The sequence below is a fragment of the Pseudomonas sp. BF-B-15 genome, assembly GCF_019946675.1.
GTDB classification, from domain to species: Bacteria; Pseudomonadota; Gammaproteobacteria; order Pseudomonadales; family Pseudomonadaceae; genus Aquipseudomonas; species Aquipseudomonas migulae.
Window position 1 is genome coordinate 1 of the sequence record NZ_JAGYFZ010000144.1, and the last position, 11,378, is coordinate 11,378.

An 11,378-nucleotide genomic window follows, 5' to 3' on the forward strand; every position below is an offset into this window, starting at 1 on the left:
TTGGAACCACCTGATCCCATCCCGAACTCAGCAGTGAAACGATGCATCGCCGATGGTAGTGTGGGGTTTCCCCATGTGAGAGTAGGTCATCGTCAAGATTAAATTCCGAAACCCCAATTGCGAAAGCAGTTGGGGTTTTGTTTTGCCCGCAGGAAAGTGGCAAAAAAAAGGGCAGCCACATTGGCGGCCCTTGAAGGCACTGCATTGTCAGTGGAACTTTGGCAGAACGTATTCAGCAATCTCTTCAATAACCTCGGCAACCGGGCGTTCACTACGACGCACATGCAGACCTACATGTTGTACCCCGGCTTCACGTAATGCCTGAAGCTCATCAATCAACGCCAACCGCCCGCAAATGCCGCCGAAACGCACACGTCGCATCGGAGCGTGAGGATTGGCTGCCAGATCAAGGTGTACGAAGCTGATGTAAGGCTTATCCCCACCCACCTCGCGCCACAACCCGACTCGACGCCGATGTTCATCTGGCGTCCCCGGGTAGGCGAGCCAGCCATCCATGTGCTCACCAATCCATGCGGGTGATTGCTGGCCAAGACCTGCCACCAACAATGGAGCCGCTTCATCTCGCTGCGGAAGCAAGTGCGCACCTTCAGGCAGGCGGCCTTCACCCTGGTCGCGCAACAACTCCACCGTGTCGCGAAAAATCTCTCCCCTCTGATCGTAATCGACCCCAAACAATGGATATTCCATAGGCCGGTCACCACTGGCCACGCCAAGCAGTAAACGCCCATCGCTCAACTCATCAACACTGTTTGCTGACTTCAAGGTGAGCCAAGGCTGACGCAATGGAAGTACAACCGCCGCCGTACCCAACATGATGTTGTCGGTGATTCCGGCCAGGTACCCAAGGTAGGAAAAGGTTTCGAAAACCTGTGCGGCATCGCCGAAATTCGGGTCGTAAACCGGTACATCGCGGACCCACAGAGCACGGAACCCAGCCTTGTCCGCCAGCCTCGCCATCGCTGCATGTTGCTTCAGATCCGGAACACCGAAAGGGCGGTCTTCGGCAATTCGTCGGCGCTGGCCGTCGCTGGACCAATCGTTATCCAGTGGCAGCTCCAGCCCAATGGAAAAACCGTTCGAGCCGAGTAATCGTGTAAATCGTGGGTGCATGAAATGACTCCAAAAAGGGAATGACATGCACCCAGTATCCACAGGCCTATCTGCAAGAAAAATGCATGAATCGGAATATCAATTTTGAACAAATCGCACGAGTCAGAAAAAACCAACCGTCGTTTTGGCCCTCAAGGACAACCGTTAGAGGAAATCGCACTAAAGTGACCGCACGGTTTTTGGTATGGTGCAGCTCGTTTTTTTAACGGACTGATTTCAAGCCTACGGATCGGCGCCCCTTTTTAGTTAAAGAGCAGCTGCAGAAATGCCCCAACCGATACCGATCAAGGACCACGAAAAAGAGACGCGCCTGGTCAACAAAAGACTGATGGCTTGCGCCTTGTTCGTCGTCGCTATCACCTGCGCACTGGTGGTGCGCCTGTACGTGCTGCAAGTGGTCGAGTTTGACTATCACTCGACCATCTCCGAAAACAATCGCGTCCACGTATTGCCGATCACCCCCACGCGCGGATTGATCTACGACCGCAACGGCGTGGTCCTCGCCGACAACCGCCCCAGCTTCAACCTGACCATCACCCGCGAACGCGCCGCTGACGTCAAAGAAGAGCTGGACGAGGTGGTCAATCTCCTGCACCTGCCCGCTGAAGACCGGACGCTGTTCGACAAGGCGATGAAGCAGGCGCGCCACCCCTTTGTGCCCATCACGCTGTTCTACGAACTCAGTGAAGAGCAAATCGCTGTACTCGCCGTCAACGAATTCCGCCTGCCCGGAATCGACGTAGAGCCGCAGTTCGTCCGCCATTACCCGATGGGCGCGCACTTCGCCCATTCCATCGGCTACGTCGGTCGAATCAACGAGAAAGAATCCAAGGCCCTGGACACTGTCGAGTACCGAGGCACCCAATCCATCGGCAAGACCGGGATTGAAAAGTTTTATGAATCAGAATTGCACGGCCACGTCGGTTACGAAGAAGTCGAAACCAACGCCCAAGGTCGCGTGCTGCGAGTGCTCAAGCACACCGATCCGGTGCCTGGTAAAAACATCGTCCTGAGCCTCGACGTCAAACTTCAGGAAGCCGCCGAAGAAGCCTTGGGTGATCGCCGCGGTTCAGTGGTCGCGCTCGATCCATCGACCGGTGAAGTGCTGGCCATGGTCAGCAAGCCAAGCTTTGACCCGAACCTGTTCGTGACCGGGATCAGCTTCAAGGAGTACGCGGCACTGCATGACTCCATCGATCGGCCACTGTTCAACCGCGTACTGCGCGGTCTTTATGCGCCCGGTTCGACCATCAAGCCTGAAGTGGCGATTGCCGGCCTGGATGCGGGTGTCGTGACCCCGCAGACCCGCGTCTTCGACCCGGGTTATTACCAGCTCCCGGACTTCGATCACAAATACCGTAACTGGAACCACAGCGGCGACGGTTGGGTGGACATGGACGCGGCGATCATGCGCTCCAACGACACCTACTTCTACGACCTGGCGCACAAGCTGGGCATCGATCGCCTGCACGACTACATGGCGATGTTCGGGCTTGGCGAGAAGGTCTCGCTGGATATGTTCGAAGAGTCTGCCGGCTTGATGCCGTCTCAGGCCTGGAAGCGTGCCACGCGCCGTCAGGCGTGGTTCCCCGGCGAAACGGTAATCCTCGGCATCGGCCAGGGTTACATGCAGGTCACGCCGCTGCAGCTCGCTCAAGCCACCGCGCTGATCGCCAACAAAGGTGTCTGGAACCGCCCGCACCTGGCCAAGACCGTGGATGGTGTGACGCCAGTGGATGAGCATCCGATGCCAAACATCCTGTTGAAAGACCCGCGTGACTGGGAGCAGGTCAACCACGGCATGCAAATGGTGATGCACGACGCTCGCGGGATCGCCCGTGCGGCGGCCCAAGGTGCGCAATATCGTATCGCCGGGAAAAGTGGTACCGCGCAAGTGGTCGCGATCAAACAGGGTGAGCGCTACAACCGGGCGAAAACCCTGGAGCGGAACCGCGACAACGCCTTGTTTGTCGGCTTCGCGCCAGCCGAGCACCCGAAGATTGTCATCTCGGTGATGATCGAAAACGGTGAGGCCGGCGGTCGCGTCGCCGGGCCTGTGGTGCGACAGATCATGGACGCCTGGTTACTCGATCAGGACGGTCACCTGAAACCGCAATACGCCACGCCGAGCAAAGCGCCTGGCGATCCTCACGTTTAACCGATCAAGGCTTCACAGCACAGGCTCACGAATGCTGAGCATGTGCTGGAAGCTTTCGAGGAACACGGTTTCCGCCTGACTCATCTTCTGCTCGCGATTCCACAGCAGCTGAATATCAAAATCCACCACCCCATCCTCCGGCGGCAACCGCCACAGCAACCCTTGATCGACATCCCTCTTCACCAAATGCGTCGGCAGGCAGCCAATCCCGTAACCTGCGCAAATCAATCGGTAAATCTCTTCGAAACTCGTCGATGAAGCAACAATCTTGCCGGTAAAACCCTGCTGGTCGCGAAACAGCGTCAGAGGTGAAAGATTACCGCCGAGCTGGTCGCTGGTGAAACTGACGAAGTTTTCTGCGGCGAGCTGTTCCAGCGTCAGATTCTCTTGTCCGAACAGCCGATGACGCTGCCCGCAAAAATACGCATAACGCTCTCGGAACAGCACCCGCTGTTCCAGCCGCGGCTGCGGTAAACGACACAGGCCGACGCCAATGGTCGCGGTCTTCTGCAGCAACGAACTGATGATGTTCGAGCTGCCCATCACTTCGACTTCCAGCTCGATTTTCGGGTGGGTTTCATGGAAATCGGCGAGGAACTCGTCGTAATGCCGCGCCTGCACACCGCTGACGGTGAGGATGCGGATCTTGCCCACCACGTCATCGTGACGACTCTCCACCACGGTGCCCAATCGCGAAATATCGCCGTAGATATCCGTCGCAATGCGCAGGACTTCTTCCCCGGTTTCCGTCAGGTCAAACCGTCTCCCGCTACGGGCAATCAACACACATTCCAGTTGTTCTTCCAGCCGTTTCAACGCCTGGCTGACGGCTGACTGCGTGATGTGCAACCGCGCTGCGGCACGGCTCATGCTGCCTTCCTGGCCGATCACAAGGTAGGTGCGCAGCAGGTTCCAGTCGAGACGATCATTCAGAAAACGTCGGCCCACCCAGGGGTTAGTGGAGGTCATGACAATCCCATGTAGTAGCAGTGCTAATAGTAAAGATAAGAATATGAAAATTGACTAATCCTGGCATGGAAGCGATAAAGCCCACAAGCGCCACAGAGCGCAACCGTAAACAGCCTTCAGTACCTGCTCAAAACTATAAATACACAGGGTCCTTGCATGCACACCACCGCACAGCCGCGTCGAGCGGCGGCCGCTGCCTTCATTGGCACGACCATCGAGTTCTACGACTTTTACATTTACGCCACAGCGGCGGCGTTGGTGCTTGGGCAAGTGTTCTTTCCCAGCAGCGACCCGGTGATGAGTACGCTGGCAGCTTTTGGCAGTTTCGCCGTCGGCTTCATCGCCCGTCCCATGGCCGGCATGGTTTTCGGACATCTGGGCGATCGTCTGGGCCGCAAGAAAATGTTGCTGGTGACGATGGCGCTGATGGGCGTGGCAACTGCCGGCATCGGTCTGTTACCGAGTTACGCCAGCGCCGGTATCTGGGCACCGATCGGCCTGATCGTGCTGCGTTTGATCCAGGGCATTTCCGTCGGAGGCGAGTGGGGCGGGGCCGTGTTGATGGCCAGCGAACACGCGCCAGCCAAGCGCAAAACCTTCTACGCATCATTCGCCCAACTCGGCAGCCCGGCCGGTTTGCTACTGGCGTTGATTGCTTTTCGCCTGGTGACATCACTCGAACCCGAAGACTTCCTGGCCTGGGGCTGGCGTCTGCCGTTCCTCGCCAGTGGTGTGCTGATGATGGTCGGCCTGATGATCCGCTCCGGCGTTCATGAGTCGCCGGAATTCGCCAAGGCGCGGGACAACAACGAGACCGCCAAATACCCGGTGAAAGACGTGATTCGCACGTGCTGGCGGCAGATCCTGTTCGCTGCCGCCGCAGTGACCATCGGCTCGGCCGGGTTCTTCTTCACCAACACCTTCATGATCACCTACGTCACCCAGTATCAGGGCATCGCACGCTCGACGATTCTCGATTGCCTGTTCCTGGTGACCGTCATTCAGTTGCTCTCGCAACCGCTTAGCGCACTGCTCGCCGAGCGCATCGGCGAAGGTCGTTTTCTCAAGCTCGTTGCGCTGCTGTGCATGGTCACGCCGTACCCGATGTTCTTGCTGGTGGGCACGCAAAACATTCTGTTGATGACCCTCGGCATCGCCCTCGCGGTAGTGATCCTTTCGGCGCTGTACGCGGTGATCGCCGGTTACATGACCCAGGCGTTCCCGGTGCACCTGCGCTACTCGGGCATTTCCATCGCTTACCAATTGAGCTGTGCACTGGCCGGCGGCACCACGCCGCTGATCGGCACGCTGCTGGCGAGCAAGTTTTCCGGACAATGGCTGCCGTTGGCGGTGTTCTTCACCTTGCTCTCGGCCCTGTCCCTGATCGGTGTTTGCGGGCTGGCCCGCCTGCGCGCCAACCCGGTCGTCACCCACGCTGCTAAAGAGGTGTATTCGTGAGTAAACCTGAACACATCGGCCCGGTTGAATGGAAGGCCCGTTGCGAACTGGCTGCGCTGTATCGGCTGGTCGCGCACTTTCGCATGACCGATTTGATCGACACCCACATCACCCTGCGGATTCCAGGGCCTGAGCATCACTTTCTGATCAACCGCTACGGGGTGATTTTCGACCGCATGCGCGCCTCGGATCTGGTGCGCATCGATCAGGAAGGGCGAGTCGTCGACCCGCATTACGAAGGTCATCGGGTCAACGCCGCAGGGTTCGTCATTCATTCGGCGATCCACATGGCCCGTCCGGACCTGAATTGCGTGATCCATACCCACACCGCCGCCGGCATGGCCGTTGCGGCGCAGAAACAGGGCTTGTTGCCGATCAGTCAGCACGCGCTGAAGTTCTACGGCAAATTGGCGTATCACACCTATGAAGGCATCGCGTTGTCGCTGGATGAGCGCGAGCGGTTGATTGCTGATCTGGGGCCGCACCGGGCAATGATCCTGCGCAATCACGGTTTGCTGGTCGGTGGCTCCGGCGTGGCTCAGGCGTTCCAGGAGATCCACTTTCTGGAGCGGGCCTGCCAGGCGCAGGTGGCGGCGCTGGCCGGCGGTTCCGCGTTGCATTACCCGTCGCCGGAAGTGTGTGCACACACCGCCGAGCAGTTTGACCGCGATGAGCAGGACAACATCATCGACCTGGCCTGGGAGGCCGCACTGACCCTGATCGAATCCCAGCGCGAGTCCTATCTGTCATGAACACCGTGGTTTTGCTGTCCCGCGACACCTTGCTGCTCAAGCAACTGCAAGCCGCGTTCGCCCGCAGCGCGCCGCAGCTCACCACCGTGCTGGCGGATGATCCGCTGGCCAAAAATGCGCAGATTGCCGCGTGCTGGTTCCCTTTGCCGGGCAGCCTCGCCGCGTTACCGAACCTTCAGCTGATTCACTCGGTGGCGGCCGGCATCGATCACCTCGATCACGACCCGTCGTGCCCGGATCTGCCGGTGTGCCGGGTGGTCGATCCCGGCCACCGTCAGGGCATGACCGAATACGTACGCTGGGCGGTGATTCACTATCACCGTGGTTTCGATCAAGTGCTGTTGCAGCAACAGGAGCAGCGCTGGGAGCGGCCGCTGCAACGGGCGGCGGGGCAATTCAAGGTGGGTGTGATGGGGCTGGGGTCGCTGGGCAGCGCCATCGCTCAGGATCTGGCCGCTTCCGGTTATGACGTTCGTGGTTGGGCGCGCAGTGACAAGACGATAAACGGCGTCCAGACCTTCGCCGGTGCGGCAAGCCTGAAACCGTTTCTTGAGGGTGTGGAGTTGCTGATCAACTTGTTGCCGCTGACCAGCGAAACCCGCGGCATTCTTGGTCATTCAACTTTCGATCAATTGGCCAATGGTGCTGCGCTGGTGAATTGCGGCCGGGGCGGTCATCTCAATATCGACGACCTCGAACACGCCCTGAAACGAGGAAAACTGCGCGGCGCGCTGCTGGATGTTTTCGAGCAAGAACCACTGCCGGTTGATCACCGTCTCTGGACTATGCCCGGTGTGACGATCACACCGCACATGGCTTCGGCGGCATCCCACGATTGCATTGCCGAACAAGTTGCGGAGAACTTTCGCCGTTTAAATGCCGGCGAACCTTTATTGAATAACGCGGACCGATTACTGGGTTACTGAATATAAAAACTCGCCCACTCAGTTGGGCGATACATAACAACAATCCCTCACTCTCAAACGATTTACTGCCAGTCAAAACAATTAAATAAACGAGTTCTGAAGAATTCCTGGAGTCAGTGATGAGCGATCTATCGTCCGCAGAAAAGTCCGGTGCCCCGCCGGAAGTTGCAATCAGCATGAAAAAAGTTGCCGTGGCCAGTGTCATCGGCACCACGGTGGAATGGTACGACCTGTTTGTGTTTGCCACCGCATCGGCGCTGGTCTTCAACAAGGTGTTCTTCCCGGACTTCGTGCCGCTGATCGGCACATTGCTGGCATTCGGCACCTTCGCTTCGGCGTACCTGGCGCGGATTGTCGGCGCGGCATTGTTCGGGCACTTCGGTGACCGCTTGGGTCGCAAGTCAATGTTGTTGATTTCGCTGTTGACCATGGGCGCCGCCACGTTCGCGATCGGCTTGTTACCCAATTACGCGGCCATCGGGATATGGGCGCCGATCCTGTTGTTATTGCTGAGGGTGATTCAAGGCCTGGCGCTGGGCGGTGAGTGGGGCGGGGCGGTGTTGATGGCGGTGGAACATGCGCCGGCCAACAAGCGCGGCCTGTACGGTTCCTGGGTGCAGATCGGCGTCCCGGCCGGGACCATGATTGCCAACCTGGCGTTCCTGGTGATCGCCGCGTGGCTGTCGCCTGAGGACCTGTTGGCCTGGGGCTGGCGTATTCCGTTTCTGGCCAGCGTGCTGCTGATCGCCGTCGGTTTGTACATCCGCCTGAACATCGCCGAAACCCCGGCCTTCAACAAGGTCAAGGAAGCGGAAGTGCAGGTGAAAATGCCGCTGGCCGAAGTCTTCCGCAAGTACTGGAAGCAAGTGGTGCTCGGCGGTATTGCGACGATGTCGACCGGCGCGTCGTTCAACATCATCGTCGCGTTCGGCCTGACGTACGGCACGCAGAATCTCGGTTTCAGTCGCAGCGTGATGCTGGGCGTGGTGCTGCTGTCCTGCGCCTGGTGCATCGTCATGCTGCCGGTGTTCGGCGCGTTGTCGGACCGTTTCGGCCGCAAGCCGATCATTGTTGCCGGCATCGTTGCCGAGGCGTTGGTCGCGTTCCCGATGTTCTGGCTGATGGACACCAAGGAGCTGTCGCTGGTGATCTTCGGCTACTTGCTGTTGATGACCGCATTCGCCGCCAACTACGGGCCTATCGCGACCTTCCTGGCGGAGTTGTTCGGCACCCGCGTGCGTTATTCGGGACTGTCGATCAGCTACATGCTGTCCGGCCTGCTCGGCAGCGCCGCAACGCCCATCGTCACCACTGCGTTGCTCGCAGCGACCGGCAAAGGCTCGTCGGTGGCCTGGTACATGATCGGCGCGGCGCTGATTTCCTTGCTGGCGCTGTTGCTGCTGACCGAGACGTTCAAGCGCGACATCAGCGAAATCCCGGCGGCGGGCCCGGCTGCCGATCAACCCGTTCGCAAACCTTTCAAATCGGCTGCGGCCTGATTAATGGAGCTCAACAGCATGCGCAGAATTCAATCCGCTCCGGGTTTCATCGGCCCGGTCGGGCCTTACTCTCAAGCGGTGGTCAGCGGCCATCTGGTGTTCACCGCCGGGCAGATTCCGGCCCAAGGCACACTCGATGTGCAGCCCGCCGATTTCACCGAGCAAGTGCGGCAAACCTTGCGCAATCTCGAGGCGATCCTGATTGAAGCCGGCTCGGGTTTCAGCCACGTGATCAAGGTTAACGCGTACCTCACCGATCCGGCGCAACTGGAGCCGTTCAACGCGGTGTATCGCGAGTTTCTCGGCCATGCGCCGCCGGCGCGAACCACGGTGTGCGTGGCACTGTGGGGCGTGTCGCTGGAGATCGACTGTGTGGCCGAGGTGATTGCCAGGGAGCCGCAGAATGGATGAGTCACAGTTGATCGAGCAGTTCAAAGCGGTGAGCTTTCCAACCCTCGGCCATTTTCTGGAGGCGGGTTTTGCCGACTCGCAACTGCGGGCGATGGTGCCCAATGTGAAACTGGTGGGCCGTGCGCTAACCCTGAAATTGGTGGGTGCCGATGCCATTGCCGTCAACCGGGCGTTGGCGCTGATAAAGCCGGGCGACGTGTTGGTGATCGACACCGGCGGCGTCTGGCAGCACGCACCGGTCGGCGCGGTGACCAGTTGTGCCGCGAGTTGTGCCGGGGCGGCGGGCATCGTGGTCGACGGCGCCGTGACTGATTTGCTGGAGCTGCGAGAGGGCGGATTGCCGGTTTTCGCTCGCGGCACCAGCCTGCTGACCACCAAGCTGCACGGTCGCGGCGACAGCCAGATCAACCAGCCGATTCACTGCGCAGGCGTCACCGTGCAGCCGGGTGATCTGGTGCTGGCGGACGACAACGGCGTGCTGTTTCTCGATTGGCACACCGCGGCCGGTGTCATCGAGCAGGCGCTGGCGTCCGATCATGCCGAACCGCGCTTGCTCGAACGTTTGCGCGCCGGTGAACCGGTCGCGCAGGTGTTGCGCGTCTAAGCCGTCAGGCAGCGTTGCAGGCTCTCGATGAATATCGTCTCGGCCCGGCTCATGCGCTGCTCGCGGTTCCACAGCAAATGAATGTCCACGTCGGCAATCCCTTCGTGGGGCGGCAGGCGCCAGAGCAATCCGGCGTCGACGTCCGCCGCCACTACGTGCTCGGGCAAACAGCCGATACCGAACCCGGCGATCACCAGTCGCCGCACTTCTTCCAGGCTCGGTGACGACGCCACGATGCGTCCGCTGAAGCCCTGCTGATCGCGAAAAATCGTCAGCGGCGAGAGCATGCCGCCGATCTGGTCGCTGGTAAAACTGACGAAATTCTCCCGCTGCAAATCCCCTTGATCGACGTTCTGCTGGCCGAACATCGCATGATGCTTGCCGCAGAAAAACGCATAGCGCTGACGCAGGAACAACCGTTGCTCCAGGCGCGGTTGCGGACGGCGATTGAGGCTCAGCCCCAGCGTCGCGGTTTTTTCCTGAAGCGCACTGACGATGTCGGAGCTGCGCATCACATCCACCTCCAGATCGACCCGCGGGTGCTGCCGATGGAAGTCCGCGAGGAAGTCATCGAAGCGTTCCGAGTAGATCCGGCTGATGATCAACAGGCGCACCTTGCCGATCACTTCGTCGGCCGGTTGCTCCAGCACGCTGCTGACCTGGGACATCTGCCCATAGATTTCCCCGGCCAGTGCGAAGATCTGCTCGCCGACTTCAGTCAAGGCAAAACGTGGCCCGCGACGGGCGATCAGTTGGCGGCCGAGTTGTTCTTCCAGGCGCTTCAATGCCTGGCTCACGGCGGGTTGCGTCAGGTGCAGGCGGGCGGCGGCGCGGCTGATGCTCAGCTCCTGGCCGATCACTCGAAAGGTGCGCAGCAGGTTCCAGTCCAGTCGGTCATTGAGCAGGCGTTGCACATCGCGTTCGACCATGTGGCTCTCGATTATAAGCTGTCGTAATACTGCGCATAATAAATAGAAAATTGACTAATCATAGCCTCGGGACGATAAATCACTCCCAGACAGGCGCCGTCAGAGTGCCTTGGATTTACTGCTTTTCTCCTGCCAAAAAAACAATCAATGGAGTCCGAACCATGAAGCCCCCAGCTTCTTCCCAGCCACGTCGTGCGGCAGCCGCAGCCTTCATCGGTACCATGATCGAGTGGTACGACTTTTACATTTACGCCACCGCCGCCGCGCTGGTGTTCGGTGCGCTGTTCTTCCCCTCCGACGACAAACTGTTCAGCACCATGGCCGCGTTCGGCACCTTCGCCGTGGGCTTCTTCGCGCGGCCGTTGGGCGGGATCATCTTCGGCCACATCGGTGACCGCATCGGGCGCAAGAAATCGCTGATCATCACCTTGCTGATGATGGGCGTGGTCACGGTCTGCATCGGTTTGCTGCCGACTTATGCACAGATCGGCGCCGCAGCGCCGGTACTGCTGATTCTGCTGCGCATCGTCCAGGGCATTGC

Annotated in this window: 11 protein-coding genes and 1 rRNA gene; 9 read left to right on the forward strand and 3 right to left on the reverse strand. The window is 59.4% G+C overall.

Annotation, left to right across the window (positions count from 1 at the left end):
* A 5S ribosomal RNA gene (gene rrf, locus KGA97_RS27425) occupies nt 1-98 on the forward strand; the annotation flags it as partial.
* 109 nt (nt 99-207) lie between these two features.
* On the opposite strand, the gene KGA97_RS27430 is transcribed toward rrf, so the two are convergent.
* On the reverse strand, nt 208-1,131 hold the full coding sequence (locus KGA97_RS27430; protein WP_008028013.1) for a TIGR03571 family LLM class oxidoreductase: 924 nt from the start codon (nt 1,129-1,131) through the stop codon (nt 208-210).
* 265 nt (nt 1,132-1,396) lie between these two features.
* Here KGA97_RS27430 and mrdA point away from each other — a divergent pair, with 265 nt between their 5' ends.
* Nucleotides 1,397-3,289, forward strand: coding sequence for a penicillin-binding protein 2 (gene mrdA, locus KGA97_RS27435; protein WP_223481849.1), 1,893 nt, complete (start codon nt 1,397-1,399; stop codon nt 3,287-3,289).
* 12 nt (nt 3,290-3,301) lie between these two features.
* Here the strand turns inward: mrdA and KGA97_RS27440 are convergent, their stop codons facing one another.
* Nucleotides 3,302-4,258 (reverse strand): LysR family transcriptional regulator, encoded by a 957-nt coding sequence (locus tag KGA97_RS27440; RefSeq protein WP_223481850.1) that lies wholly within the window; start codon nt 4,256-4,258, stop codon nt 3,302-3,304.
* A 156-nt stretch (nt 4,259-4,414) separates the two neighbouring features.
* Here KGA97_RS27440 and KGA97_RS27445 point away from each other — a divergent pair, with 156 nt between their 5' ends.
* The 6 genes from KGA97_RS27445 to KGA97_RS27470 all read left to right on the forward strand — a co-directional run bounded on the left by KGA97_RS27445 (nt 4,415) and on the right by KGA97_RS27470 (nt 9,908).
* The gene (locus tag KGA97_RS27445; protein ID WP_008028008.1) at nt 4,415-5,716 is read left to right on the forward strand and encodes an MFS transporter; all 1,302 of its coding nucleotides are present in this window, start codon (nt 4,415-4,417) and stop codon (nt 5,714-5,716) included.
* Nucleotides 5,713-6,468 (forward strand): class II aldolase/adducin family protein, encoded by a 756-nt coding sequence (locus KGA97_RS27450; protein WP_008045063.1) that lies wholly within the window; start codon nt 5,713-5,715, stop codon nt 6,466-6,468. Before KGA97_RS27445 ends, KGA97_RS27450 begins: the two co-directional genes overlap by 4 nt.
* Entirely contained in the window at nt 6,465-7,394 is a 930-nt protein-coding gene (locus KGA97_RS27455) for a 2-hydroxyacid dehydrogenase (protein ID WP_223481851.1), read from the forward strand. Before KGA97_RS27450 ends, KGA97_RS27455 begins: the two co-directional genes overlap by 4 nt.
* Nucleotides 7,395-7,513: 119 nt before the next feature.
* Nucleotides 7,514-8,893, forward strand: coding sequence for an MFS transporter (locus KGA97_RS27460; protein ID WP_008028000.1), 1,380 nt, complete (start codon nt 7,514-7,516; stop codon nt 8,891-8,893).
* An 18-nt stretch (nt 8,894-8,911) separates the two neighbouring features.
* Nucleotides 8,912-9,304 (forward strand): RidA family protein, encoded by a 393-nt coding sequence (locus KGA97_RS27465; protein ID WP_223481852.1) that lies wholly within the window; start codon nt 8,912-8,914, stop codon nt 9,302-9,304.
* Entirely contained in the window at nt 9,297-9,908 is a 612-nt protein-coding gene (locus KGA97_RS27470) for an RraA family protein (RefSeq protein ID WP_223481853.1), read from the forward strand. The genes KGA97_RS27465 and KGA97_RS27470 overlap by 8 nt, the downstream gene beginning before the upstream one ends.
* Here the strand turns inward: KGA97_RS27470 and KGA97_RS27475 are convergent.
* Entirely contained in the window at nt 9,905-10,837 is a 933-nt protein-coding gene (locus KGA97_RS27475; RefSeq protein ID WP_008027993.1) for a LysR family transcriptional regulator, read from the reverse strand. The genes KGA97_RS27470 and KGA97_RS27475 overlap by 4 nt on opposite strands.
* A 161-nt stretch (nt 10,838-10,998) precedes the next feature.
* On the opposite strand from KGA97_RS27475, the gene KGA97_RS27480 reads away from it, so the two are divergent.
* The coding region (locus tag KGA97_RS27480) for an MFS transporter (RefSeq protein WP_223481854.1) at nt 10,999-11,378 on the forward strand (380 nt) is incomplete at its 3' end.

What these genes read in the sequence shown, in the direction of transcription:
- KGA97_RS27465 (WP_223481852.1), top strand. Translation starts at nt 8,912, where the DNA reads ATGCGCAGAATTCAATCCGCTCCGGGTTTCATCGGCCCGGTCGGGCCT.
- KGA97_RS27460 (WP_008028000.1), top strand. Translation starts at nt 7,514, where the DNA reads ATGAGCGATCTATCGTCCGCAGAAAAGTCCGGTGCCCCGCCGGAAGTT.
- KGA97_RS27440 (WP_223481850.1), bottom strand. Translation starts at nt 4,258, where the DNA reads ATGACCTCCACTAACCCCTGGGTGGGCCGACGTTTTCTGAATGATCGT.
- KGA97_RS27475 (WP_008027993.1), bottom strand. Translation starts at nt 10,837, where the DNA reads ATGGTCGAACGCGATGTGCAACGCCTGCTCAATGACCGACTGGACTGG.
- KGA97_RS27445 (WP_008028008.1), top strand. Translation starts at nt 4,415, where the DNA reads ATGCACACCACCGCACAGCCGCGTCGAGCGGCGGCCGCTGCCTTCATT.
- KGA97_RS27470 (WP_223481853.1), top strand. Translation starts at nt 9,297, where the DNA reads ATGGATGAGTCACAGTTGATCGAGCAGTTCAAAGCGGTGAGCTTTCCA.
- mrdA (WP_223481849.1), top strand. Translation starts at nt 1,397, where the DNA reads ATGCCCCAACCGATACCGATCAAGGACCACGAAAAAGAGACGCGCCTG.
- KGA97_RS27430 (WP_008028013.1), bottom strand. Translation starts at nt 1,131, where the DNA reads ATGCACCCACGATTTACACGATTACTCGGCTCGAACGGTTTTTCCATT.
- KGA97_RS27455 (WP_223481851.1), top strand. Translation starts at nt 6,465, where the DNA reads ATGAACACCGTGGTTTTGCTGTCCCGCGACACCTTGCTGCTCAAGCAA.